The sequence below is a fragment of the Shewanella sp. Koi 1 genome (assembly GCF_052907445.1).
The window spans coordinates 156,576-182,487 of sequence record NZ_JBREJM010000001.1; the positions used below are offsets into that span (position 1 = coordinate 156,576).

Genomic DNA, 25,912 nt, shown 5'->3' on the forward strand with positions numbered 1-25,912 from the left:
AAAATGAAATCAGTCAATCATTTAGTATTAACGCCCGGCAGTTTAAGTCTGGCGCAATTGCGTGAAATCAGCCGCCATAAGCTGACACTCGAACTGGCGCCAGAGGCGATTACCGAGATCAACACCAGCGCGCAAATCGTGCAAAAGGTGTTGGATGAAGGCCGCACCGTTTACGGCATCAACACGGGTTTTGGTCTGCTAGCGAACACTAAGATTGCCCCGGAAGATCTGCAATTACTGCAACGCTCTATCGTGTTATCCCACGCTGCGGGCACGGGCCAATACATGCAGGACGCGACTGTGCGCCTGATGATGGTGTTAAAGATCAACTCCTTAAGCCGTGGCTTCTCGGGTATCCGTTTAGAAGTGATTAACTTCCTTATCAGCCTAGTGAACGCCGAGGTTTATCCTTGTGTGCCTGAAAAAGGTTCTGTGGGTGCCTCTGGCGACTTAGCGCCGTTAGCCCATATGTGTTTGCCGCTGTTGGGTGAAGGCGAGATGAGCTATCAAGGTCAGATTATTTCGGCCGCCGAAGGCTTAGAAATCGCCGGCCTCAAGCCACTCGATTTAGCCGCGAAGGAAGGCTTAGCCCTGCTCAACGGTACTCAGGCTTCTACGGCACTGGCGCTGGAAGGTCTGTTCCACGCTGAAGACTTGTTTGCTGCAAGCTCAGTGATTGGCGCCATGAGCGTCGAGGCGGCCATGGGTAGCCGCAGTCCGTTTGATCCACGCATTCATACGGCCCGTGGTCAGAAAGGACAAATCGATGCGGCCATGGTGTTCCGTCATCTGCTGGGCGAAGAGTCTGAAATCAGCTTAAGCCACATCAACTGCGAGAAGGTGCAAGATCCTTACTCACTGCGCTGCCAACCACAGGTATTAGGTGCGTGTTTAACCCAAATCCGCCAAGCGGCCGAGGTGTTAGGCACAGAAGCCAACGGTGTGACCGATAACCCACTGGTATTCCAAGATACTGGCGACATTATCTCCGGCGGTAACTTCCACGCCGAGCCCGTTGCTATGGCAGCCGATAACTTGGCGATTGCGATTGCCGAATTAGGCGCGATTGCAGAGCGTCGTATCGCACTGCTCATCGACTCTAGTCTGTCTAAACTGCCACCTTTCCTGGTTAAAAACGGCGGGGTGAACTCGGGCTTTATGATCGCCCAAGTGACGGCGGCGGCATTGGCCTCTGAAAACAAAACCTACGCCCATCCAGCATCGGTCGACAGTTTACCGACCTCGGCCAACCAAGAAGACCATGTGTCTATGGCGACTTTTGCGGCGCGCCGTTTACGGGATATGAGCGAAAACACCCGTGGCGTGTTAGCGGTTGAGTTATTGGCGGCCGCCCAAGGCTTGGATTTCCGCGCGCCATTAATGCCAAGCAAAGCAGTGGCGCAGGCGAAGGCCGAGCTACGCGAAGTGGTTGCCTACTATGATAAAGACAGATACTTTGCGCCGGATATCGATGCGGCAACGGATCTGCTTTATACCGCCAGCTTCAATGCTTACTTGCCCCAAGGCGTATTGCCGAGTCTGTAATGCACAGTCTTTGGTGCCGATAACCCATCAGCGGGTGAAAAGTGCTGAAGCAAGCGACCAATAAAGTGAAAGGCATAGCGATTTGCTATGCCTTTTGTCTATCCTATGCGGCGATTTCGCTGTTTTTGCACTTTGTACTTTAGGTGTGTTTAACACCGCAGGATGAGTGCTTTTTTATCCAATCTTTACATTGTCAGCTTTGATGGCTGTCTATCCATCCAAAACCAGTAAATTTGAGGTGTTTTTAATCATCTCTTATTTCGTTTCGGCTTTAAATCCACACTTTATATAACCTTAATATGCCATTGTGAGACAAAATGCCTATTTAGTAGTGGACAAAATGTCTTTTGGTGGTTTATGGGTTTATATCTTTGTTTGCATCGTTTCTATGAAATTAAACTCTGAAAATATCAGTTTAAAATCTATTTAATAGTGGTTTATTTTGTAGCTGGTGAATTGAGATCTTGATCTCATGTCATTATTTGTTATCTATTTTCACTTTAAGGATAATCTTAGATTAAGTGGGGGCTTTATTGACTCACTCAAACGATTGCAGCGTTATCACTGCAATTACCAAACTCATAACGACAAAAGTGTGAGAGAACGCTATGAACAGACGCCAGTTTTTTAAACTGTGTGCGGCCGGAGCGGCAACCTCAGCGATTTCAGCGCTGGGATTGATGTCCGAAAAGGCCTATGCAGCAGTGCGAGAGTTTAAGCTGATCGGAGCCAAAGAAACCCGTAACAACTGTCCGTATTGCTCGGTCGGTTGTGGCCTGCTGATGTACAGCCAAGGCAGTGGGGGCAAAAACTCTGAGCATGCTATTTTCCATATCGAGGGTGATGCCGATCATCCAGTAAACCGAGGTGCATTGTGCTCTAAGGGTGCGGGCCTTGTGGATTATGTTAACAGTCCACACCGCTTACAGTACCCAGAATATCGCGCCCCCGGCAGCAATAAGTGGGAACGGATCAGCTGGCATGATGCCTTTAAACGTATTGCTCGTTTAATGAAAGATGACCGTGATGCGAACCTGATTGAGAAAAACGCCGATGGCGTAACGGTTAACCGTTGGTTAACCACAGGGATGATGACCTCATCCGGTATGGCCAATGAAAGTGGCTTAGCGACACAAAAATTTGCGCGCGCTTTAGGCCTAGTGGCTATCGATACTATTGCACGTAACTGACACTCCCCAACGGTAGCAAGTCTTGCTCCAACATTTGGGCGCGGTGCCATGACCAACCACTGGATCGATATTAAAAATTCTAACGTAGTGATTATTATGGGCGGTAATGCCGCAGAAGCTCACCCTGTCGGATTCGGCTGGGTTACAGAAGCTATGCAGCATAACAATGCTAAGTTGATTGTGGTTGACCCACGTTTCAACCGCAGTGCGTCATTGGCAGATCACTATGCCCCAATCCGCTCAGGAACTGACATAGCATTCCTTCTGGGTGTGATTCGCTATTTGATTTCGACCAATCAAGTTAACTTCGATTATGTGAAAGCCTATACCAACGCCAGTTATCTGGTGCGGGATGATTTTGACTTCCATGACGGCCTATTCTCAGGCTTTGATGAAGCAAAAGGCGAGTACAACAAAGAATCCTGGTTCTACCAACTCGACGAAGACGGCTATGCCAAAGTGGATGAAACACTTGAGCACCCGCGTTGTGTGTGGAACTTACTCAAACAACACGTAGAACGTTATGATTTTGCAACGGTAAGTAATATCACTGGTACGCCAACAGCGGACTACCAAGTGGTATGTGACGCCATTGCGAGCACTCATACTAAAGATCGTGTGGCAACCTTTATGTATGCGCTGGGCTGGACCCACCATAGTAAAGGTGCGCAGAACATCCGTTCTATGGCGATGATCCAGTTATTACTGGGCAACATTGGTCAGTTAGGCGGTGGTGTTAACGCATTGCGTGGTCACGCCAACGTTCAAGGTTCAACCGACATGGGGCTACTGGCTCAAAGTTTACCCGGTTACCTTAAACTGCCAAACGATAAAGAACCAACCTTAGCGGCTCACTTGGCGGCGAATACGCCTAAGCCATTGCGCCCAGGCCAAACCAACTACTGGCAAAACTATCCGAAGTTTTATGTGTCCCTGCTTAAAGCCTTCTGGGGTGAAAACGCGACGCCTGAAAACGAGTTCGGTTATCAGTGGTTACCTAAGTGGGATCAGATGTATGACTTCGGTAAGCATCTGGACATGATGTACCGTGGCAAAGTGAACGGTTGCATCGTGCAAGGGGTTAACGCCATTAACTCTATGCCTAACCGTAACAAGAACATCAAGGCGCTGAGTAACCTTAAGTACTTAGTCGTGCTTGATAACTTGTCATCTGAAACCGCCACCTTCTGGCAAAACGAACCCGGTTTTAACGAGGTCGATACCGCCAGTATTCAAACCGAAGTCTTCCGCCTACCTGCGACCGTGTTCGCAGAGGAAGAAGGTTCGATTGTTAACTCTGGCCGCTGGATGCAATGGCACTATAAAGGCGCTAATCCTCCAGGCGAAGCGATGTCGGACTCTGAGATTGTCTCTGGTCTGCTGCAGGAGCTAAAACACCTCTATCGCGAAGAGGGCGGCAAACTGCCTGAACCCATTGAAGCGATTAACTGGAACTATATCGATCCGCACAACCCAAGCTCTATCGAACTGACGAAAGAGTTGAATGGTTACGATGTTGCGACTAAGCGTCAGATCAGCAGCTTCGCTGAACTGAAGGCCGATGGCAGTACCGCGAGTGCCTGTTGGATTTACGCGGGATCTTGGACCGAAGCCGGTAACCAAATGGCTCGCCGCGATAACCATGACCCATCGGGTAAAGGTATTACGCCGGGCTGGGCTTTCGCATGGCCGCTTAACCGCCGCGTCCTCTACAACCGTGCCTCTTGTGATGTGAACGGTAAACCTTGGGATGAGCACCGTAAGATTGTCGAGTGGAAAGACGGCAAGTGGGAAGGGATAGACGTGCCCGACTTCAATGCCAAGTTGAATCCACAGGAAAGTGCGCATCCTTTCATTATGCAGGCTGAAGGCGTAGGTCGTTTCTTCGCGCTCAAACTGCTTAAAGAAGGACCGTTCCCAGAGCATTACGAGCCTGTCGAATCGCCCATCGGCACCAACCCACTGCATCCGAATGTGGTGCACAGCCCTGTGCTGCGTTGGTTCGAAGGGGTGAAAGACACTATCGGCACTAAAGAGGAATACCCCTACGCCTGTACCACTTACTCACTCACAGAACACTTTAACTTCTGGACGACACATTGCCGTTTAGCGGCGATTGCCATGCCAGAGACCTTTGTGGAAATGAATGAGCAATTGGCGGCAGAAAAAGGCATTAAGAATGGCGATTGGGTGAAAGTGAGCTCGAAACGTGGCCACATTCTCACCAAAGCCTTAGTGACTAAGCGTATGCGCCCATTGCAGGTCAATGGTCAAACGGTACACACACTCGGTATTCCACGTCACGGCAGCCATAACGCGCTAACACGTAAGGCCTATAGCTGTAACGTCCTTACCACTGAGATGGGTGATGCCAACACGGGTGTGCCTGAGTACAAAGCGTTCCTCGTGAATGTTGAAAAGGCGGAGGTCTGATAATGGCGACTCAAGATATCATTCAACGTTCCGGCACTTCGCAAGCGACTCCGCCTGCACAGGCGAGAGTCGGTGGCGTGAAGCAAATTGCGAAGCTGTTTGACGCGACTAAGTGTAATGGTTGTAAAGCCTGTCAGGTCGCTTGTTCCGAATGGAATGACCTGCGTGAAGAGGTGGGTTCGTTCCAAGGGACTTATCAAAACCCAGCATCTCTGTCCCCAGAGTGCTGGACCCTGATGAAGTACAACGAGATCGAAGACCAAGGCAAATTACGTTGGCAGTTTACCCACAGTGCTTGTATGCACTGTGCGGATCCCGCCTGCTTAAAGGCCTGTTCTACCTCTGGCGCGATTGTTCAACATGCCAATGGCACTGTGGATTTCGATTCGGACAAATGTATTGGCTGTGGTTATTGTGCCAGTGCCTGTCCATTCGATATCCCGAAGATCAGCGCCGTCGACAACAAAGCCTACAAGTGCACTATGTGCTCTGACCGCTTGGCTGTTGGGCTGGAGCCTTCCTGCGTGAAGTCCTGTACCACGGGTGCGCTGCGTTTTGGCACGCGCGAAGACATGCTGTTCTACTCAGAAAAGCGTGTTAACGAGCTGAAAGAACGTGGTTTTGCCAAGGCGGGACTCTACAACCCTGAGGGCGTGGGTGGCACAGGCATGCTGATGATATTGCACGATGTCACTCAGCCTGAAACCTACGAAATGCCAAAGGATCCGCAAATCCCATTGTCTGTCACCCTGTGGCAGGACTGGGTGAAACCACTGGGTACTGTCGGACTGCTTGCAACGGCGGCTGTGGCCTGCCTGCATAAGATCACCGTCGGTCGCAACATAGTGGAAGAGGACCAACCCGGCTATCAGCCGCCAGAGGACAAGGCGCAAGCGGAAGAGGAGGCCAAGAAATGAGCAAGCATAATAAGCAAGAAATGGTAGTGCGTCACAAACTGTTCGACCGCATCTGTCATTGGTTCATTGTGGCCGTGGGGCTAGTCACCTTTCTGACGGGCTTTTCCTTCTTCTATCCCTCCTTCCAATGGTTGGGCGCGATAGCGGGCACACCGCAATTGGCGAAGTTTATTCACCCAATTGCTGGCCTGATGATGTGTTTACCGCTGATGTTGATGTTGGTGCGTTATTACCACCACAACAAATGGGAAAAACACGATCTGGCTTGGATGCTCGCCATCAAGGACGTGATGTTCGAGAACGAGGACAAAATCCCGCCTATCGGCCATTACAACCCTGGCCAAAAAGTGCTGTTCCGTGCCTTTGTGCTGACTTCCATTACCTTAACCGTGACGGGATTCATCATGTGGCAACCCTACTTTGCACCTTACTTCTCGGCCACTGTGGTGGGCTGGGCGATCGTGCTGCACGCCATTTGTGCCTTGATCATGCTGATGTTTGTGATGGTGCACTTTTGGATGGCGACCTGGGTGGAAGGTTCTATCACAGGCATGCTTTACGGCAAGGTCTCTAAGGCTTGGTGCCGTAAACATCATCCACTGATGTTGGATGAACATTCGGACGTGGAGAAACATTAATGAGTCATACAGCCGAGATACCTATGGTCCCCGGCAGCGAATCGCCGCTGGAGCTTAAACCCTTAAAGGCGGTGGACCCTAAAACTGTGTATCACAGACGGGCGCAGCGTTTGTTGTCGTTGGCCAAGGACTCGCCGCTGGCCGACTACTTTGAGCTATGCCGCCGTGTGGTTGCGATTCAGGCCAGATTGGCGGCGGAGGCTGACTTCGGTCAGCTTCTCGCTTGGGGGAAAGATGAAGCGATTCCGCTTTCCCACTTGGGTTCAGAGGCAGATAGCTATTGGCAAGGACTGCTACAACAACTGTTAAGCGATCTGCTGCCGCAGGTGGATGAGGATATGGCGAGAGTGCTGCGTTTATTGATGCAGCAATCTCCTGAACAACTCACCTCCTGGGGCAGTGCATTGCGTCAGGGACATATGAGTGAAGTGCCTGCGCGATTTAGTTTGTTTATCTGGGCGGCGATGGGGGTCTACTGGTCCCATTGGGCACCTATGGTGATAAAACGGATTGACCAACGCAAAGTCGTGCAGCAGAACCTATGCCCGATTTGCGGGTGTCATCCTGTGGCGAGCGTGATCGTCGACCAGCCGCGAGCGGGTCTGCGTTATCTGCATTGCAGTTTGTGCGAGAGCGAATGGCATTACATTCGCGCCCACTGCACTAGCTGTGGTCAGGATAAAGGGACGACGCTCTGGTCATTTGATGATGCTAAGGCGCAGGTGCGCATCGAGAGCTGCGACGAATGCCATGGTTACACCAAGATGCTGTTTGTCGAAAAGTCACCGCTGATGGATGTGGCGGCCGACGACTTAGCGACCCTGATGCTAGACAGTGAGCTAAATGCCAAGGGCTTTGGAGCGACAACGGTCAATCCATTGCTACTGGCCCACGAAACTGAGCAATAACCAAAGTCGGGAAGGGCTCACCGAGTCCTTCCCCTTATATTTATCAAGATGATACAAATGATGACCCAAGTACCCGATACACCCCAAGCCCTGTACCGCGCGCTGCCGTCGATGGACAGTCTGCTCGCCGATGCGATATTGGCGCCCCTGCTGCAAAGCTATGGTAAAGCGGCGGTAAAAGCGGCGCTGGATAGCCAGTTACGCACGGCGCGCGAGCTGATTGCTCAGGAGCGACGTTTACCCGCTTGGTGTGCTAACCCGGCGTTATTGAACGGATATTTGGTTGATCAATTGTCTAAGGACTATAGCCATAGTCTAAAACCCGTGTGGAACCTCACGGGAACTATCCTGCATACCAATCTTGGCCGCGCCCAGCAGTCTGAGGCGGCCATTCGTGCCGTGACCTCTGTGATGCGTTACCCCACGCCGCTGGAATTTGAGTTGGCAGCGGGTGAGCGCGGCCATCGGGATAATGCCATTAGTGGGTTAATCCAGCGCCTAACTGGGGCTGAGGCCTGCTGCGTGGTGAATAACAACGCCGCCGCTGTGCTGCTGATGTTGTCGGCGGTCGCGGCGGGTAAAGAAGTGATCGTCTCCCGCGGCGAGCTGGTGGAAATCGGCGGCGCCTTTCGTATTCCTGACATTATGCGCCAAGCGGGCTGTACCTTAGTGGAGGTCGGCAGCACTAATCGTACTCACCTCAAGGACTATGAGCAGGCGATCACCGAAAATACCGCCGCCATCATGAAGGTGCACACCAGCAACTACCATATCAGTGGCTTTACCGCTTCGGTGGATGAGGCCAGATTAGGCCAACTCTGCCGCGAGCGTGGGGTCGCGCTGATTTCGGATCTTGGCAGTGGTTCACTTACCGACTTACGCCGTTTTGGCCTTAAACAAGAGCCGACGCCCCAAGCCATGTTGGCGGATGGGGTCGATCTGGTCAGCTTTTCCGGCGATAAACTCCTCGGCGGCCCGCAATCGGGTTTGATTGTCGGTAAACAGGCGCTAATTAATAAGCTTCAAAGTCATCCGCTCAAGCGTGCATTGCGTTGCGATAAGCTGATTCTCGCGGCGCTCGAGGCGACGCTGATCCATTATTTGAACCCCGAAACCTTGGATCGGGAACTGCCGATTATGGCTAAGTTTGCCCGCAGCCAAGCTGAGTTGCGCCACATCGGTGAGCGTCTGCAGCGCGCCTTGGCACCGCTGTTTGCCCCGAGCTATGGCATCGAATTAGTGGAGTGCCAAACTCAAGTCGGTAGCGGCTCGCAGCCCGATACCTTTTTACCCTCAATCGCCCTGTGCTTTAACGCGCAAGAGGGTGGCAGTCTAACGCTGCTCGAGCAGCATTTTAAGCAGGCGCAGCGGCCTGTGATTGGCCGTATGACCCAAGATCAACTTCGCCTCGACTTGCGCGGTATCGATGATGAGGCCGAATTGTTAGCCGAACTCAGCACCTTAGGTGTGCAGCTATGATTATGGTCACCGCGGGCCACGTCGACCACGGCAAGAGCACGCTGATCCGTGCCTTGACGGGTATGAACACCGACAGGCTCCCCGAAGAAAAACGCCGTGGCATGACTATCGATCTCGGCTACGCCTTTATGCCTCTGCGAGATGGTACTCGCTTAGCCTTTATCGATGTGCCCGGCCATGAAAAATTCATCAATAACATGCTGGTGGGCGTGAGCCATGTGCGCCACGCGCTGCTGGTGTTGGCCTGTGACGACGGCGTGATGCCGCAAACCCGCGAGCATCTGCAAATCCTCGCGCTTTTACCGCTAAACAGTTTGACCTTAGTGTTGACCAAGCGGGATTTGGTCGATGACCAAACCGCCGCCAAGTTGACCCTAGAGGGAATCGCGCTGCTTGCCGAATACGGGATCGAGGCCAGAGGCGTATTTGAGGTTTGCGCGAATGATGCAGGCGATACAGGGGTAGACACCCTTAAACAACATATTTTAGAGATCGCCGAGCAGCAATCGACCCAAGCGGAAGATGCCAGCAGCTTTAGGATGACGCTCGATCGCGCCTTTAGCGTTAAAGGCGCCGGCTGTGTGGTCACGGGCACTGTGATTAGCGGCAGTGTGTGTGTCGGCGATAGCCTCTACAGCTCTGGGCAAAAAGCGAAATTACGGGTGCGCGGCATTCACTGCCAAGGGATGGAAGTCCATCGAGCACTCAGTGGCACTCGGGTCGCGTTGAATCTTACTGGTGTCGATAACCACAGGGCGCCAGCCCGCGGTGACTGGTTAAGCAGCCTGCCTCAGGCGGAGCTGTGCGCCAGACCCGTAGTACAAATTCGCAGTTTTGAACCCTTAAGCCATTGGCAAAATGTGCATTGTCACCACGGCGCCGACCATACCCTGGGTCGAGTGTCGCTACTCGATGAAGCCGATGAGCAGGGGCGTTATCTGGCCGAAATTGTGCTCGATAAGCCGTTGCTGCTGTGTCAGGACGATCCGATAGTGCTCAGGCACATTGGCGGCAAGCAAACCCTGGGCGCGGGGCGGGTGCTGGCATTAAAAGTCCCCAATCGTAAGAAGCGCACACCGGAGCGTGTCAGCAAGTTACAACAGCTGGCCAAGCTCTCCAATCCGGTGAATGTGCTGGCGTTACTCGGCCAGAGTGAGGCGCTCAGTATTGATGAAATCCGTTGGCGCTGGCAGCTAACAGATGAAGGGCTCGCAGCCATGCTGGCGCAGGCGGGGCTGACTCGCCTCGGCGCCTATGGGCTATCTACCCAGCTACTCGAACAAGAAAAACAGCAGTTTATCGAGTTGTTACGTGAGTATCACCAACAGCATCCCGACCAATTAGGGCTGGGGCGTAATCGTCTACAACGCATGAGCCACAGCATATTACCCAACGAGCTGGCCAATAAGGTGCTCGATAGCCTCTGCCAAGACGGACAGATGGTGCTGCGCGGCGCCTTGCTGCAGTTGGCGGACCACAGGATTGTCCTCGATAGCGAGGCGCAGCAGTGCTGGCAACGCTTGGCCCCTTGGTTGGCGCTGCAAACCTCGCCCGTGTGGGTGACTGAGATGGGGGAATATCTCGAACTCGAGCCTGCCAAACTCAGGTTGCTGTGTTTTCAACTGGTGCAACAGGGCTTTATTACCGCGGTAGTGAAGGACAGATATTTGCTGAGTGAGCAGTTGTGCCACTACGCCAATCTGGTGCGTGAGCATGTGGAAACCCACGGCAAGCTCGAAACCGCAGAGTTTAAGGATCTGATTGGCCTAGGCCGTAAGGTCAGTATTCAGCTATTGGAGTTTTTTGACCGCAGTGGTTTTACCCGTAGGAAATATCGCAGTAACAGTCGGGAGATCCGGGATGGGGAACTGTTTTATTCCCATGAGAATTGGCGGAAGAACATAGGAGTCGAACCTACCCAGGACTGCTGGCAGCCCTACCCGGATTTGAAATCCGGACGCCTCACCGGAGACGACGTTCTTCCATTCGAAGACAGACCGATAGTAGAAAATGCTTAAACCTGAATCAAGCGTATTCGTATTTCGTTAGTCGCTTTGTGACTTGAGTCGAACTTTACTGGCAAACCAATTGTTTTTATTTGAATTAATGAGTTTAGAGGGTCGCTATGGAATATCATTCACACGCCGTGGTTACTGAAAGAAAGGTGACCCTTTTAGAGCAGGGACAGGCCTCCGAGTTAACCGATTATGTGGCTAACGAGGTGCGAGTGGCACTGGTGTATAACGGCATCGCCCACACTGTGATGCTCGCCAGCCCAGAAAATCTCGAAGAGTTCGCCATTGGCTTTACCTTGTCGGAGCGGATTGTTTCCCATGTGAATGAAATCAAAGGGGTGGATCTGGAGTTCACCCCCGAAGGCGTGCTCATTCAGGTGGAGATCACCCAAAGATGCTTTATGGAACTCAAGCAGCAGCGGCGCAATATGGCGGGGCGCACTGGCTGTGGCCTTTGCGGTGTAGCGCAGCTAGAAGAGGCGGTTAAACCTGTTATCCGCGTCGACTCGGACGCCAGATTTAATATCGATCATCTGCAGCTCGCCCTTGAGCAGATCAAAGAGAATCAACATCACTTTAAGCTCACGGGGGCAACCCACGCCGCCATGGGCTTAGACGAGGAAGGACAAATCATCGCCGCCTTTGAGGACATAGGGCGGCACATTGCACTGGATAAATTAATCGGTGGATTTTCAATGCGTAAGGCAGAGCGACCTGTCGCCGTGTTGCTCACCAGCCGTGCCAGTTTTGAAATGGTGCAAAAGGCCGCCAGTGCCAATATCCAAATTCTGTTTGCTATGTCCGCCGTGACTTCACTGGCGTTGGAATTAGCAGAGAAAAGCAACATCACGCTTATCGGTTTTTGCCGTAATGGCAGAGCCACGCTCTACACCCATAGTTATCGACTGTTGGGGATAAATCGTGGCTGTTTAGCGAAAGCCATCTAAAGCGTGTCGCCACACAATTAAGATTCTTTAGCGCCTTATTTTTTAAGGAATTGTGCCTTGCTTGTGTGGCAACAGGTATAAGCTTTGCGCTTATTTTTTATAGTCTCGTTCATTAGGGTAATGACATGACATGGCAACAATTTAAACAACAATATTTGGTTCGTTTTTGGGCTCCAATGCCTGCGGTTATCGCCGCCGGTATCCTTTCTACTTACTATTTTGGCTTAACAGGCACTTTTTGGGCTGTCACGGGGGAATTTACTCGCTGGGGTGGGCACTTATTGCAACTTATAGGCGCGAACCCTGAAACTTGGGGTTATTTCAAGGTGATAGGTTTGCAGGGCTCTCCCTTAGACCGCATCGACGGCATGATGATCATCGGCATGTTTGGTGGTTGTATTGCGGCGGCGTTGTGGGCGAATAACGTCAAACTGCGTATGCCACAGAGCCGTATCCGCATCGCTCAGGCGTTAATCGGCGGCATTATTGCGGGCTTTGGTGCGCGTTTGGCGATGGGCTGTAACTTAGCGGCCTTCTTCACCGGGATCCCACAGTTTTCCTTACACGCATGGTTTTTTGCCCTCGCGACGGCGGCGGGTTCTTACTTTGGCGCGCGTTTTACGCTACTGCCTATGTTTCGCATTCCAGTGAAATTGAAGAAAGTCGATAAGGCGACGTCGGTTAAACAGGATGAAAACCAAGCCAGACGGCGTTTTCGTATCGGCATGTTAGTGTTTGTGGCCATTATCGGCTGGGGATTACTGACTATGTTCAATGCGCCTAAACTGGGTATCGCCATGCTCTGCGGCGTGGGTTTTGGTCTGCTGATTGAGCGGGCGCAAATCTGCTTTACCTCGGCATTTCGCGATATGTGGATCACCGGACGCACCCATATGGCCAAGGCGATTATTCTCGGTATGGCGGTGAGTGCCATCGGGATTTATAGCTATGTGCAGTTAGGTGTGCCGCCCAAAATTATGTGGGCTGGCCCGAATGCGGTGATTGGTGGTCTGCTGTTTGGCTTTGGCATTGTACTGGCTGGTGGTTGTGAGACGGGTTGGATGTATCGCGCCGTCGAAGGCCAAGTGCATTTCTGGTGGGTTGGTTTAGGCAACGTGTTGGGTTCAACCCTGCTGGCCTATTACTGGGATGATTTAGCCCAGCCATTAGCCACAAGTTGGGACAAGGTTAACCTGCTCTCTAGTTTTGGCGACAAGGGCGGTTTATTGCTGACTTATCTGCTGCTGGCGCTGTCGTTTGCGGCCATGTTGCTGTGGGAGAAACGTTTCTTTGCCCGTAAGGCGAAGCGGGATGAACAACTGATCGCGGAGGCGGCGTAATGAGTCAATATATTCCAGATTATCAACTCGATATGGTGGGCGAGCCTTGCCCTTATCCCGCAGTGGCGACCCTTGAGGCCATGCCGACGCTGAAACCGGGGGAAATATTAGAAGTCATCAGCGACTGCCCGCAGTCAATCAATAACATTCCACTCGATGCCAAGAATCATGGCTATAAAGTGCTAGAAATTGAGCAAAACGGGCCAACGATTCGTTATCTGATCCAGCGTTAATTAAGCCATTCGAGGCCATCACGGCAAAGAAAAAGCGCTGCATTGGCAGCGCTTTTTGATCTTAGCCTTGGCAATCGGCTGGTAGATATTCGTCGGGAATATCGTTACTGCTACATACCCAAGTGACGTTATTTTGCTCGTCGACTTGGGGTGATAAATACACATCAAAGCCTTGATAATCCCCTAAGGCTTCGCCGGCAACAAAACCAACAATCCCCTCGGAATAGAGATTAAAGGTGGTTAGCTGCTCATCAGTAAAGCCAAGTGGCTCTATCTCGGTCGGCCAGGCTTTATGGCTTTGGTAGTACTGAGTCAGCACTCCGGTAATCGGCGCTAATGATTGATGTAACTGGTCTATATGTTCGATTGCCTGTGCGGCATCGGGCACGTTAGCGGGCTCTGTGTCCATTTGCGGAGTACTGGTAGCGTAGTTGGCATCATCATAGTTAATGCTGGCTGCGCCCGCTTTCTCTTGGTATTCCTTATAAGCGGGAATCGCGACCGCAGCGGCCACACCGATAATCGCGGCAAGGATGATAATCCCGCCGCCCGCCGTACCCATACGTGGCATAAACAGGCTAAATAGGTAGGCAAATACACTGCGAGAAGGCGCTGAATACACTTTACCTTGCGCGGTCGCTTGTACTCTTGCCATACGTTTTGTCAGCCATGGATAGCTGCTGTTCAGCTCATGGAAGGACATCCAAAATCCGCTCGACTCTTGGGTTTGGCGAATATATTGATCCACATTCATCCGTTTCCACTGCTCAACCCCAGCGGCTAATACGGCAACCGCATTGGTGGCCGAACGTAAGCTATTGCAGCAACGCAAGCCGTGTAAATCGCAGGTGTACTCGCAGGCGCGGGCGTAGGCGGCGCCCACTAACGGCAGCCAAGTAGCGAACACTAACAATGGCTCTTTACCAATATGGTTACGGCGAATATGGCCCAGCTCATGGCCGATATAGAAGTTAAGGGCGTCTTTATCGGACTCAAGTGCATCCACAATCGAGGAGAACAGCACTATGTAGTTACGGCGCAGGAAGCGGGTGGCGAGGGCATTTAGCATGCCATCGGCGGCTAACAGGTAGGCGCGGGGCGGTTCTTTCACCTCTAAACGCTCACAACAGGCGAGGTATTGCTTGTGTAAGTCGGGAAACTGCTCAGGGCTGATCTCAACCGCAGTGCCCTTTAAATAGCTGATAAACGCTGAGTGGGTGAACAGATAAATGATGAAAAACATCAGCACATAAATCAGGGCGAGACCTTTGGTGGCTAAGATCAGCACGGCCCAAATCAGTCCCGAAATAATCGCTAAAATTGTAAACAGTGACTTTTCTTTCGAATAGACGGTATCGGCCATTTGAATGGGGTTGTCGTTCCCTGTACTAATCGCTTGTTCCATGTTGATCCTTTTCCTAGTGAAATAACAAAGCGGCGTGAAAATAGTCAATTTCACTAGGAAATTCAATCTCTATAACTGGAATAACCGATAATTTACTCTTAAGTGCTAAAAATGGCTTAAGGTGCTAATACGGCGGTGCCATTTTTTATCGCGTTTTGCGCTAGTTCGTAAACCTGCTTCTCGGCCACATCGACTAACGCTTGGTGTTCTTCGCCGAGTTGTTCCATCTCTTTACCCATCACATCCATCGATGCGCTTAGGCTTTCAATTTGCGCGTTAACCTCAGCATCTTTTTCCCCGGAGGCGATATTGGCGACGAGTTTGCTGGTTTCGGCGCTGATGGCATCGCCCTTAACCTGCATTTGTTCACCCAGACGCTGCATCTTCTCGCCTTGGATTTGCATTGGGCGTACAGCCTCTTTCACCTGATTAACGAGAGCCGGATCGGTAATCACATAGCGGTTTCCACCAGTCTTAACCCACAGATAGTCCGTTTGATGCGCATTGCCTTGGCGTTTGAGTTTGTTCCAATCTTGGCTCTCACCCGCGCCGATAGTGAGTTCGCCATCTTGACGCACATAAATCCACGAAAAATCGGGATAATTACGGCTATTGATCGAGATTTGGGTGTCGGTCGATGATTGGGTGCTTGCCTGCTGTGCTGCCCAAATCCCACAGGGGATAAGTGCGAGGATTAATAAACCGCCGAATATTTTGGTGTGAGTGTTCATAATGCTTCCTTGTATAGGGATAAGTGTGATGACCCACTGACTAGGCAGAATATGTGCCAACTAAATATTCTTTATTTATCAATTAAATAAAATCTGTGTCCGCTTGATAAACCTAAAGTGTCCGCACTTTGGCTGTTAATGTGTCCGCGCGATTGTCCGTTGAGTGGACACTCTTGGGATAACGCCTGTGGCTGCACTACACTTATTCGGGTTTATGAAATGTAGAGCTGCCATTGAGGGGTATTTTGCTTAAGTCTGCTTAGGTTAAGCCGAGATAGGGTTAGCTATGGACAAGAGATCGCTCGGGGTCTAGATAAAGGGAATGAAACAATGAAATTGACTAAGATAATCAATATGCAAACCGCTGCAGTGGCGGGACTTTTCGCCATGACGCTAGGCACGCCTGCGATGGCTGCAGAAAAACCGTCCTTTGATTGCAGCAAAGTGCGCGCCGGCAGTATGGAGGAGATGGTGTGTCAGGATGAGGGCTTAATTAAGCTCGATCAACAGCTTGCCGAGGTGTATACCAAGGCCACGGAAAAAGCCCAAAACGAACAACCGCCCACCCTCAAAGCCATGCAGCGTGGTTGGGTGAAGGGGCGTGATGAGTGTTGGAAGAGCGAAGATAAACGCGCCTGTGTTGAATCGACTTACCAGACGCGGATTGCTGAGTTACAGGCGCAGTATCGTTTGGTGGAAATGACAGGCCCGGTGTTTTATGCCTGCGATGGCAACCCCGCCAATGAGGTGGTGGTCAGTTACTTTAAGACTGAGCCTGCCACGTTAATTGCCGAGCGTGGCGATCAAACGTCCTTGATGTTTGTTCAGCCCAGTGGCAGCGGTGCTAAGTATCAGGGCCGCAATGAGAGTCTATGGGAACACCATGGCGAAGCCAAAATCGTTTGGGGATACGAAGCGCCCGAGATGACCTGCGTAGTTAAGCCCCAATAAGCCTAGAAGTTGACTCCAAGACCTAGGGTGTAGGAGATATCCCGCGAATGCTGCACAGTCGATTTAGTCTCATTGATGTCGTATTTGAATGAGAGGTAAATCTGCTGTGTCAGCAGATATTTAAGCCCAAATGTGGAGTCCGAAATATATTCAATGGTGGGAATATCGGGGAAGGCGATTTGCAGATCCGCATAGGTTTCTAACACCCCGTCGAACCAATATTGCTTGTAGTTGATGGTTGCCGCCCAAGCGTTTAGCTCATAGGTAAATACTTGATAATCTAGCCAGAAATGGTTGTAAGTAAGCACAAAGTCGAGCTTGTCGCGGTTGACCCCCCAGAAACGATAACCGGGACCTATGGCCGCATAGTAACTGCGAATATCGAGTTCGAGGTTCTCCTCCCTAAAGTAATCCTCCTGACGTACTAACCAATGGTCACTGATCAAGTAGTCGACGCTGTAATGGGCTTCGAGGGTATTACGTTTGGTGGTTTTTTCTTCGGTCTCGTAGCGGACTTCACTCTTTAAATTATGGCGCCACTTTAAGGTTTCGGCGGTTACATCGCCCTTGGCATGTAGCTTTTGAGAATTTTTGCTGTTATCTGTGACATCTATCGCCGCCTCGGCACTGCCGCTGTAGCGCCATTCTGACTCGTTTAAGGTCTCGGAATAGATTAATTCACTGATGGGGATTTGCCGTTGATTGACTATCACAAAGCTCTCTAAGTCAGAGGCTTGAATCGTGACTTCCTCTATCGAGCGGTTGATACTCCAGTGCTGTGACTCACGGGTTTCAAAGCTGCGAATCGCGCTGCGTTCGATAGTGATTTTAGGGGCGTAGCTAGGTTTAATCACCAGATTCTGTTCGTCTAGGGCTTTAATTTCACCTGTGATTTTATCGCCATTGGTAAGAAACACAGTATCGGCAATCGCCGGATGGCTCAGGGCACAGAACAAGAGGGCAAGGCTGAGATTGAGGTCGCGTTTGGGCATCTTGCATCTGGCTCACATGGGAAATTAAGGCATGGTGGAGAGTCTAGCTTATCCTGCACACCGCAGCCGAGTGAGATGGCAAGGAATTGAAACTCATGCTCAATTCCTTACTCGTATCGTTCATTAGCGTGAATTAATCTCAGTGATTTTGAGGTTGAGCAGTTGTTTTTGCCAACGGCTTTTATCGACACCTTCAACCCAAATGACCGGACTCTTACGCTGCTCACCTTTGCGTAGGTAAGTTTCTGGCATGCGGAAAATCGCTTCCCAGACGTCGAGCTTCTCGGTTTTGAGCAGGGTGCCATCGTCGGCAAAGAAACTGGTTTCCACTTCAACTAAGGTCACATGTTCACCGCTGGTGCTGGCAAGCTCGAAGGTCAGGCCGAGTTTATCGCCCTTCCATTGACTTTCACTGAAGGTGACTTTAATGCCATCTTTAGCGGTAGAGCCTAAGAGCTCTGGGCGCGCAATGGCGTTCGCCGTTAGCGTGGTGACAGGTTTGGCTGCTTCAACGGCCACTGGAGTGGAAGCTACGGCTGCGACGCTGGGCGCGGCGGCAACTGTGGCTACCGCAGGCGCTTCGGCGACTTTAGTCTCTGTGATGATATATTCCCAAGTGAAGTCATCTTTTAATCTGACTTGAGCGCCATTCTCTAGGGTGATGGTCGCCACATCGGCCGCCATCACAGATGAAGAGAGCAACAATAATGAGCTGAGCGCGCTGAGGCGAAATGTACTGGGCATGGTTTCTGGCTCCGATATCCGTCTGAGTCAATATTTTGCCCTAACATAAACAATTTACTGCCATTAAGTCACTGTCTAAGTCGCATTTGTACCAATAAAATCGATTTTAAATCCCGACAATACAGCTTGTGCTTGTTGGCTGTGGCACTATCAACCCAAGAGCAGTATTTCAGTCCGCTAAAGGAGATTGCCATGTTTTGTCGATATGGATGTTTAATCGCATTATTGTGTAGCGGAATTGCCACCGCGCAGGAGGATGCGCCCAAGGGCTGTGGAGCTAAACTAGCGGCGATTGAGGCGCAGCTTGCCGAGGCTAAAGCGGCGGGAAATCAAAACAAGGTCAATGGATTAACAACAGCACTGGAGGCGGTTGTCGCCGATTGTGAGGATGACTCCCTATACGCCGAGCGTTTAGCTAAGGTCGAGGCCAAACAGGCTAAATTAGTCGAGCGCCAAAATGAACTCAGCGAAGCCATCGCTAGTGGCCAGTCTATGGAGAAGATCAGCAAAAAACGCCAAAAGGTCGCAGAGGCGCAGGCTGAGCTGCATCAAGCCGAGGCCGAATTGGAGCAATAACGGCGGTAAAACCGAGCCGAAAGGGAACCATTGTCGACTCATGCGGTATTTTACATAGATACGCCCTTTGAGCACTGGGTCTCGGATGCTAAAATCGTTTTAAAAATATATGGTTGTGAAATATTTGTTGCGGGTATGCCGCAGTCGCACGTCATGTGCTCGCAACCTTGAGCCCTTATCTTGGCATGGCTGACCTGGGCAGATAACCCAGCCGTTTTTCTAGGAGTAGATTGTGGATCAAGAAATTCGCCTTCAAATCTCGAACTGGTTATCGAGTATCGGGATCGACAGCCAACCATCCGACGGCATATCGACCAGCATTATGCTGCTTGCCTGTGTGCTGGTGGCGGCCATCGCCTATTTTATTATGCGCCGCGGGGTGATCCGTGCGGTCAACATGGTTATCCTGCGCTCCAAGGCAACTTGGGACGACGTATTTATGCGTTACCGGGTGCTGGAAAAGCTGGCAATGTTAGTGCCTGCTATCGTGCTAAACCTACTGGTGCCTATTACCTTAACCGAGCATCCCGTACTCAGCAGTTTGGTCGACCGTCTATTGAGTATTTGGTTGGTGATCCTGATGATCCGCGCCATTTACGCTGGGCTCGATGCGGTTAATGAGATTTCCGATGTCAATTTGGTCAGCCGCCGCTTGCCGGTAAAAAGCTTTGTGCAGCTGATTAAACTGTTCCTGTTCTTTGTCGGTCTGATCGTGTCGATTTCTGTACTGGCGGATCAATCACCCGTGTACTTCCTCAGCGGTTTAGGTGTGGCAACGGGTTTCGTGATGTTAGTGTTCCGCGACACCATTTTAGGCTTCGTGGCGGGGATTCAGTTGGCGGCTAACCGTATGGTCAGCAAAGGCGACTGGATCCAGATGGACAAGTACGGCGCCGACGGCGCGGTGGAGGAAGTGTCCTTAACTACGGTCAAAGTGCGTAACTGGGACAAGACCATCACTATGATCCCCGCCTATGCCTTAGTGTCGGATGCGTTTCGTAACTGGCGTGGTATGTCGGAATCGGGCGGTCGCCGTATCAAGCGTGCGGTCAATATCGATATCAACAGCATTAAGTTTTTAACCGAGGAAGAGCGTAGTCGACTCAGTAAAATCAATTGCTTGAAAGAGTATTTCCCCGCCAAAATCAGCGAGATCCAAGAGTCGAATGCCAAAGTGTCGGATCTGGATATGAAGGTCAATGGCCGCCATCTGACCAACGTTGGCACCTTCCGCGCATATTTGCAGGAGTACCTGCAACGCCATGATAAAGTGCACAAAGATATGACCCTGATGGTGCGCCAACTGGCTCCAACGACCGAAGGTTTGCCGATTGAGATTTATATCTTTACCAATGACACGCGTTGGGCTTTTTATGAGGCGATACAAGCGGATATCTTCGACCATATCTTTGCCGTGTTGCCCGAATTTGGTTTACAGGCCTTCCAAGCGCCGACGGGCAACGATATCCGCAGTCTAAAATCGGTGAAAGTCGAGGGCTAATCCCGACTGACTAAGATGGCGGCGAGGGTGAGAAACACGCCGCCGCTGGTACGGTCAAACCAATGCAGTTTGTTGCTGGCCTTTAGGCTCGGGGCCAGCACATTGGCCATAGAGGCATACAGCATCACAAAGCTAAAATCGACCAGCGCCCAGGTAAGCGCAAGAATCGTCAGTTGCGGCATTTGTGGGGCGGTTAAATCGATAAATTGTGGAAATAACGCCGCAAAAAACAGTAAGTCTTTAGGATTGCAGATCCCCACTAAAAATGCCTGTTTATAGAGTTGTTTAGCAGTCCCTTTTCCTTCTGTTTTCGTCACTTCCAGCTTTTGCCCCTGCGACTTGGTAAGCACGAGTTTAATGCCCAAAAACACCAGATAGGCGGCGCCGCACCATTTGAGCAAGCTAAAACCGTATTCCGAGGCGCTGATAATGGCGCCCAATCCTGCCGCCGAAGCCGCCATCAGCACCAGCGCGGCGCTGACACTGCCAAGCCCTGTGGCTATGCTGCGTTTTTTACCGAAATGAATGCCGTGGGACATAGACAACATGGCGATAGGCCCAGGGGAAATCCCAATCAACACAATCGCAAAAAGATAGAGTAACCAAGTCTCGGTCTGCATGTTTTACTCCGTAATTCCTCAAGCATTAACGTCTGTTGTCTGGCATATAGTCGGGGATCGTTTTGGGATGACGCCCTTTAATACTGCGGTAAAAACGGAGGATTTCCGCCATATCTTGCTCTATTGCTTTTGGTTGCAGTGGCGGTTGGATCACCACGGCCTTACGGGCAAAGTCTAAGCCCACAGGCACTATGGGTACCTGCGCCTTGGAGGCGATATGGTAGAAGCCGTATTTCCAGCGGGTCACTGGGCTGCGAGTACCTTCGGGAGCGAGCGCGAGTTTATAGTCGGGCTGGGTGGCAAATAGCTGCACGGCAGCATCGACTAAATTATTGTTTTTGCGCCTATCTACTGGGCTGCCACCGATAGCGCGGAAGAACCAACCCCAAGGCGGAATAAACAACTGATGCTTACCGAGGAAGTGTATACGGGTGTTTAAGGCGCCGCGGGCGAGTACGCCGATGATAAAATCCCAGTTACTGGTGTGTGGCGCAACAATCACAATGTATTTGGCCTGAGAGGGTAACTGCCCTTGGATTTGCCAGCCTGAAATCTTAAGTAGCCAGCGGCATAAATGTGTAAACATAATTTGGTGCTCAGAGTCGAAAAATGAATAATATCATCAGCTTTTTTTAATTATAAATCGGCTTTGACAAGATAGTCTGCGCCAATTTGGTTATAGTACAGTCTAACCTGATAGTTGGGGAGCGATACTATGTTGCGACAGGGATTGATGAAAAAACACATTTTACAGTGCCTCGCGGTACTGATGTTGCTGTTTGTCGGGCAGGTGAGTGCGGTGCCGACGGATGACATTGCCCAAATGCTAAAAGGTCAGGAAGATGCGTGGAATCGCGGCGATCTTGACGCTTACATGCAGGGTTATTGGAAGAGCGAACAGCTTAGATTTGTCTCTAATGGAAAGTTTCGTTACGGCTGGGATGAAACCCTTGCCGCCTACAAGAAAAACTATCCGAATAAAGAGGCGCTGGGTGAGCTGAAGTTCACCATCAAAGAAATCAAAATGCTCAGTAACTACGCCGCTATGGTCGTTGGGCGCTGGGATTTAAAGCGGCAAAAGGATGCGCCCACGGGGGTGTTTACCCTGCTGGTGGAAAAAATTGATGACCGCTGGGTGATCACTATGGACCACAGTTCGGACTGAACCACTAAAAATGGGCGAGACAGTCTGGCTCTTTAGGTAATTGTGACGGCAGGGTGAAGTGAAAATCCTGCTGCCCTAGTCGTCGCCCCTTACCGTCATATCTTACCTCGGTAAATTGGACTTCCCCTTGGGCATTTTGCAGTAAAATGCTGGTGGAGCGGGTGCCATAGTCGGGGTGACGAATATAAATTGCCGCGAGTCGGCGTTCCCACTCTAGTCCGACGCCTGTGTCGGGTAGCTCGTTATCCTCTGGCCGCGAATCATCCTGCATCAACTGAATGAGCGACTCTAGCTCAAGCGGCCCCGATTGTTGGATGAGGGCCTCAAGCGAGCGTTGGCCTTTAGCCATTTTCGGCCAGATATCATCGAGCGCGCCATTACTAATGGCGTGGAATCCTGCCGTGAGTTTCACCGTGTTTCGCTTAAGACTGTTAAAGCAATAGAGATTAGTACCTTGGCCAAACACGAGATTAAATGGCTGATAATCTTCGGCGTGCTCCTCAAGCCAGTTAGGGCAGATAAGCGAACCCGAGCTTAAGGCTTTAATGATCAGCTCGCCGCGGCTGCGCATTGGCTCTTGGGACTTTTGCGCCACCCTCAAGTTAGTGACTCCCGCAATTTGCCCCTGTTTATTCACCCCAAACCAAGTGCCCCCTGCCTGCAAATCTTTGCCCGCGAGCATATTTTGCTCAGGTGGCCAAAATTGTGCTGGTGCTGTGGGTCTGTGGTGAAACTCATCCCGATTGGCGCAAATGATCAGCGGATACTGGGGATGAGTTTTAAGGGCGACAAAGAGTATGCACATAACAGGCTAAATTTATCCTAGGAGTAGGATTAACTTAGCCTGTCTGTGATCAAATGAACAGTGCTAGTGATGGTGCTTATTTGCATCGCTGTGGCTGTGGCCGCCACTCTGATGTGAATGAGAGTGTGTATGGCCGTGACTATGGGCGCTTTCTGCTGCCGAGGCATGCGCGTGTGCATGATCATGGTTGTGCTTATGACCATGGCTAGCCGGTTTTAACATCATCAAGCGACGTAAGAACTTACGTGGCCCTAGGCGCAGTAAGCTCGCGGCAAATAAGCCTGATAGAACCAGCAAGGCGGCCAAGTTAATCGCCTCAGGCAAGGTGATTAAAGAGAACCACATAGGTAACCTGATAGCGGCGACGAGGGCGACGGCAATTATCGCCAGTAAAATACCGCGCTGCGGCCAGCTCATGAGTTTAAGTTGGGCGATGTTCAGTACGGGCGCTGCAATCAGAGGCAGTATGATGGCAATAGGGCTCCAGCCGCTGTAGGCGAGGGCAATCGACAGTACTGCTGCGCCTAAGTTACAGAAGCGCATAGGTAAAAACACCAACAAGAGTACGGCAATCTGCAACATAGGATTGCTTAACGGTACCGAAGGATGGCCGATCAGATTGACTAGTACTAGGCTGAGGAGCACCCAAGGGGCACTGCGATCAACCAGATGGGCAAAGCCAAAGCGCAGCGCATTGTTGGGCAACTTGCTGTGGGGATCGGTTATCTCGACCCGAGCATGGGCCAGATAAGCACTCATAATAAACACTACGAGTAGCTGGAATAGTGCTAGCCAAGGGCCAAGCAGTAGCGCGGTGAGCACAAGCGCCTCTGGGCCCGCTAAGCGTTGGAACCAACGGCGAGCAAGGCTGTTATCCTGCGGAGTTAACCCTAGTTGGAATCGCAGCGCGGCCGCGGCATAGCTGAGTAAAAGTACCGGTGCTATGGTCATTAACCAAGTGGTTAGCTGTTCGGTACTGTGATCGTGGTGGGCATGTTCATGGCCGCCAGAATCCATCAGTAACAGCACCATCAACAATCCAATCCCCAGTAAACTGCCGATACCAGCCTGATATTCATACTGGCCTTGCTTATCGGTATCGTGTTGACCATGGGGTTGATGCAGCACAACGTGCAGGATTGAACCTGTTACAAAGGCTTGTAAATAAACGGTATTATCTAAACTGAGTTGGGATAATAATTGCTCGCCCGCGAAATAACCCACGCCTGTGAGCAGCATCATGGCGACTAATACCAAACTCGCCCAACGGGTGCCGACTTGAGGTTTGAGTAACCACCAAATGGCGAGACCTACGGGCAGGCGATGCAATATCACCCCGAGCGCTAATAGGCTGGAATTGCCATCTTGCTGCGCCAGCACCATAGCGCCGCCATCTGTGATGGTATGCAGTAAAAGACCGCCAATCCCGAGTGATAGGGTGAGATTATGGGTGATCTCCGAGTAGCGATGGAATAAGCGTTCGCTGGCGGTCGGTCCCCAGAGGCCGAGGACGACAAAGACGATGGCCAATAGGCCGCCATGCTCGAGCAATTCAGGCAAAATATGGATCAGCACTAGCCCGCCTAAAGAGACGAAGATAAAGCCATCGAGTCCCTTCTGTAAGCCGCTGCCCGATGAAAAGTAGCGATAAAACAGTGGTCCGATTAATAGTGCGATACAGCTAGCGAGAAGATAGAGCATGGATTCCACGAATTTTGCTGAAAAAACGCCATAGTATACCAGTTGTAATCAAAATGAGCAGCGACTTACTGGCAATTTACTCAAGTGACATTTACCTCTCATTGCAGGCGCAGAAATCCCTTTAATGCTTGAGGGCGTAATATCAGTGCGCTTGGTATTTGTCGGGGGGGAAATTGACAATGGCATGCTGGCTTAGGGCCATCATTAGGAATTTTATAGATAATTTTTCACATCTGTAACGAGAAAAAGTTATACAATATCGACTCATGTTGGCTTGGGTGTTGATAACGTTAAATGGATATATTTTCTGCTGCGGTAATGTTGTTTTTGATCATGGATCCCCTCGGTAATTTACCGATTTTCGCGTCGATTTTAAGGCATATCGACCCGAAAAAGCGTCGTAGGGTTTTGATCCGCGAGCTGATTTTCGCATTATTGATCATGTTGGCCTTTCTGTATGCTGGCGAAGCCATCCTCAGTTTCTTAAATCTGCGTTCCGAGTCAGTCAGTATTGCTGGCGGGATTATCCTATTCCTGATCGCCATTCGAATGATTTTCCCTCAGCCGGGCGGCGTGGTGGGTCTTGCGGCGGGAGAGGAACCCTTTATCGTCCCTATGGCGATTCCGTTGATGGCAGGGCCATCGATTCTGGCTGCGCTTATTTTACTCGCGCACACCGACAGCACTCGCATGGGTGACTGGACGATAGCGCTAGTGTCTGCGTGGGGCGCGAGTGCGGTTATCCTAATGTTCTATAAGCTCTTTACTCGGATGTTGGGTGAAAAAGGCTTAACGGCAGTTGAGCGCTTGATGGGGATGGTACTGGTGATGATCTCGGTGCAAATGTTCCTCGATGGGGTTTCAAACTATATGAAAACCGCCAGCTAAACCTAGCTCTGTTTTGCAAGAACCGCATTAACGCCCGTTAATGCGGTTTTTTTATGCCTAAGAGGCGATGAGGCCTGTTTGCTGAATAACGGCTGACAAAACATAAAAAGAATCCCATCCCTGAATGTATCAAGTTGTTACGCAAAAGTAGTCCTGATATGTTTTTACATCCCTCGAAAAGTGGGGAA

Annotated in this window: 22 protein-coding genes, 1 tRNA gene and 1 pseudogene; 15 read left to right on the top strand and 9 right to left on the bottom strand. The window is 50.9% G+C overall.

Annotation, left to right across the window (positions count from 1 at the left end; all coding sequences use genetic code 11):
* Positions 1 to 3: 3 nt before the first annotated feature.
* From hutH to selB, 7 genes and pseudogenes are all read left to right on the top strand, one after another.
* Positions 4 to 1,545 carry a histidine ammonia-lyase gene (hutH, locus tag ACUZ8J_RS00745; RefSeq protein WP_446692806.1) on the top strand — a complete coding sequence of 514 codons (1,542 nt, stop codon included), beginning with the start codon at positions 4 to 6 and terminating at the stop codon, positions 1,543 to 1,545.
* Positions 1,546 to 2,153: 608 nt separating this feature from the next.
* The gene (gene fdnG, locus ACUZ8J_RS00750; RefSeq protein ID WP_157037019.1) at positions 2,154 to 5,168 is read left to right on the top strand and encodes a formate dehydrogenase-N subunit alpha; all 3,015 of its coding nucleotides are present in this window, start codon (positions 2,154 to 2,156) and stop codon (positions 5,166 to 5,168) included.
* A 2-nt stretch (positions 5,169 to 5,170) separates the two neighbouring features.
* Entirely contained in the window at positions 5,171 to 6,085 is a 915-nt protein-coding gene (gene fdxH, locus ACUZ8J_RS00755) for a formate dehydrogenase subunit beta (RefSeq protein ID WP_011624734.1), read from the top strand.
* The gene (locus ACUZ8J_RS00760; protein WP_011620938.1) at positions 6,082 to 6,723 is read left to right on the top strand and encodes a formate dehydrogenase subunit gamma; all 642 of its coding nucleotides are present in this window, start codon (positions 6,082 to 6,084) and stop codon (positions 6,721 to 6,723) included. Before fdxH ends, ACUZ8J_RS00760 begins: the two co-directional genes overlap by 4 nt.
* Positions 6,723 to 7,631: a formate dehydrogenase accessory protein FdhE gene (fdhE, locus tag ACUZ8J_RS00765; protein ID WP_011620939.1), complete on the top strand. Its 909-nt coding sequence runs from the start codon at positions 6,723 to 6,725 to the stop codon at positions 7,629 to 7,631. Before ACUZ8J_RS00760 ends, fdhE begins: the two co-directional genes overlap by 1 nt.
* A 57-nt stretch (positions 7,632 to 7,688) precedes the next feature.
* Positions 7,689 to 9,110, top strand: a complete 1,422-nt coding sequence (gene selA, locus ACUZ8J_RS00770) for an L-seryl-tRNA(Sec) selenium transferase (RefSeq protein WP_446692807.1) — start codon at positions 7,689 to 7,691, stop codon at positions 9,108 to 9,110.
* Between the two features lie 2 nt (positions 9,111 to 9,112).
* A pseudogene (gene selB, locus ACUZ8J_RS00775) lies at positions 9,113 to 10,906 on the top strand (selenocysteine-specific translation elongation factor); the annotation flags it as partial.
* A 93-nt stretch (positions 10,907 to 10,999) separates the two neighbouring features.
* Here selB and ACUZ8J_RS00780 read toward each other — a convergent pair.
* A tRNA-Sec gene (locus tag ACUZ8J_RS00780) sits at positions 11,000 to 11,094 on the bottom strand.
* A 141-nt stretch (positions 11,095 to 11,235) separates the two neighbouring features.
* Here ACUZ8J_RS00780 and fdhD point away from each other — a divergent pair.
* From fdhD to yedF, 3 genes are all read left to right on the top strand, one after another.
* Positions 11,236 to 12,072 carry a formate dehydrogenase accessory sulfurtransferase FdhD gene (gene fdhD / locus ACUZ8J_RS00785; protein ID WP_011624738.1) on the top strand — a complete coding sequence of 279 codons (837 nt, stop codon included), beginning with the start codon at positions 11,236 to 11,238 and terminating at the stop codon, positions 12,070 to 12,072.
* Positions 12,073 to 12,197: 125 nt separating this feature from the next.
* Positions 12,198 to 13,412, top strand: a complete 1,215-nt coding sequence (gene yedE, locus ACUZ8J_RS00790) for a selenium metabolism membrane protein YedE/FdhT (protein WP_446692808.1) — start codon at positions 12,198 to 12,200, stop codon at positions 13,410 to 13,412.
* The gene (gene yedF, locus ACUZ8J_RS00795; RefSeq protein WP_011070517.1) at positions 13,412 to 13,645 is read left to right on the top strand and encodes a sulfurtransferase-like selenium metabolism protein YedF; all 234 of its coding nucleotides are present in this window, start codon (positions 13,412 to 13,414) and stop codon (positions 13,643 to 13,645) included. The genes yedE and yedF overlap by 1 nt, the downstream gene beginning before the upstream one ends.
* A 61-nt stretch (positions 13,646 to 13,706) precedes the next feature.
* On the opposite strand, the gene ACUZ8J_RS00800 is transcribed toward yedF, so the two are convergent.
* Both ACUZ8J_RS00800 and ACUZ8J_RS00805 read right to left on the bottom strand, forming a co-directional pair.
* A complete protein-coding gene (locus tag ACUZ8J_RS00800) occupies positions 13,707 to 15,050 on the bottom strand; it encodes a M48 family metallopeptidase (RefSeq protein ID WP_446692809.1) in 1,344 nt (447 codons plus the stop codon).
* Between the two features lie 116 nt (positions 15,051 to 15,166).
* Positions 15,167 to 15,781, bottom strand: a complete 615-nt coding sequence (locus ACUZ8J_RS00805; RefSeq protein ID WP_446692810.1) for a hypothetical protein — start codon at positions 15,779 to 15,781, stop codon at positions 15,167 to 15,169.
* Between the two features lie 354 nt (positions 15,782 to 16,135).
* Here ACUZ8J_RS00805 and ACUZ8J_RS00810 point away from each other — a divergent pair, with 354 nt between their 5' ends.
* Positions 16,136 to 16,732 carry an MliC family protein gene (locus ACUZ8J_RS00810; RefSeq protein WP_446694890.1) on the top strand — a complete coding sequence of 199 codons (597 nt, stop codon included), beginning with the start codon at positions 16,136 to 16,138 and terminating at the stop codon, positions 16,730 to 16,732.
* A gap of 2 nt (positions 16,733 to 16,734) precedes the next feature.
* Here ACUZ8J_RS00810 and ACUZ8J_RS00815 read toward each other — a convergent pair whose 3' ends face one another.
* Positions 16,735 to 17,724 (bottom strand): DUF481 domain-containing protein, encoded by a 990-nt coding sequence (locus ACUZ8J_RS00815; protein WP_446692811.1) that lies wholly within the window; start codon positions 17,722 to 17,724, stop codon positions 16,735 to 16,737.
* Positions 17,725 to 17,847: 123 nt separating this feature from the next.
* The gene (locus tag ACUZ8J_RS00820) at positions 17,848 to 18,468 is read right to left on the bottom strand and encodes a DUF3157 family protein (protein WP_446692812.1); all 621 of its coding nucleotides are present in this window, start codon (positions 18,466 to 18,468) and stop codon (positions 17,848 to 17,850) included.
* Between the two features lie 192 nt (positions 18,469 to 18,660).
* Here ACUZ8J_RS00820 and ACUZ8J_RS00825 point away from each other — a divergent pair, with 192 nt between their 5' ends.
* Together ACUZ8J_RS00825 and ACUZ8J_RS00830 are read left to right on the top strand one after the other, a co-directional pair.
* Positions 18,661 to 19,044, top strand: a complete 384-nt coding sequence (locus ACUZ8J_RS00825; protein ID WP_446692813.1) for a DUF1090 domain-containing protein — start codon at positions 18,661 to 18,663, stop codon at positions 19,042 to 19,044.
* Positions 19,045 to 19,276: 232 nt separating this feature from the next.
* On the top strand, positions 19,277 to 20,545 hold the full coding sequence (locus ACUZ8J_RS00830; protein ID WP_011620950.1) for a mechanosensitive ion channel family protein: 1,269 nt from the start codon (positions 19,277 to 19,279) through the stop codon (positions 20,543 to 20,545).
* Here ACUZ8J_RS00830 and ACUZ8J_RS00835 read toward each other — a convergent pair.
* On the bottom strand, positions 20,542 to 21,165 hold the full coding sequence (locus ACUZ8J_RS00835; protein WP_446692814.1) for a LysE family translocator: 624 nt from the start codon (positions 21,163 to 21,165) through the stop codon (positions 20,542 to 20,544). The two genes, ACUZ8J_RS00830 and ACUZ8J_RS00835, sit on opposite strands and share 4 nt — an antisense overlap.
* Positions 21,166 to 21,190: 25 nt before the next feature.
* Positions 21,191 to 21,751, bottom strand: coding sequence for a lysophospholipid acyltransferase family protein (locus tag ACUZ8J_RS00840; protein WP_446692815.1), 561 nt, complete (start codon positions 21,749 to 21,751; stop codon positions 21,191 to 21,193).
* Positions 21,752 to 21,880: 129 nt separating this feature from the next.
* On the opposite strand from ACUZ8J_RS00840, the gene ACUZ8J_RS00845 reads away from it, so the two are divergent.
* On the top strand, positions 21,881 to 22,330 hold the full coding sequence (locus ACUZ8J_RS00845) for a YybH family protein (protein ID WP_086902886.1): 450 nt from the start codon (positions 21,881 to 21,883) through the stop codon (positions 22,328 to 22,330).
* Positions 22,331 to 22,334: 4 nt separating this feature from the next.
* On the opposite strand, the gene ACUZ8J_RS00850 is transcribed toward ACUZ8J_RS00845, so the two are convergent.
* Both ACUZ8J_RS00850 and ACUZ8J_RS00855 read right to left on the bottom strand, forming a co-directional pair.
* Positions 22,335 to 23,135 carry an NRDE family protein gene (locus tag ACUZ8J_RS00850; protein WP_248968719.1) on the bottom strand — a complete coding sequence of 267 codons (801 nt, stop codon included), beginning with the start codon at positions 23,133 to 23,135 and terminating at the stop codon, positions 22,335 to 22,337.
* 63 nt (positions 23,136 to 23,198) lie between these two features.
* Positions 23,199 to 24,836, bottom strand: coding sequence for a metal transporter (locus ACUZ8J_RS00855; protein ID WP_446692816.1), 1,638 nt, complete (start codon positions 24,834 to 24,836; stop codon positions 23,199 to 23,201).
* Positions 24,837 to 25,130: 294 nt separating this feature from the next.
* On the opposite strand from ACUZ8J_RS00855, the gene ACUZ8J_RS00860 reads away from it, so the two are divergent.
* Positions 25,131 to 25,724: a YhgN family NAAT transporter gene (locus tag ACUZ8J_RS00860; RefSeq protein WP_089066652.1), complete on the top strand. Its 594-nt coding sequence runs from the start codon at positions 25,131 to 25,133 to the stop codon at positions 25,722 to 25,724.
* The last annotated feature ends 188 nt before the right edge of the window (positions 25,725 to 25,912 follow it).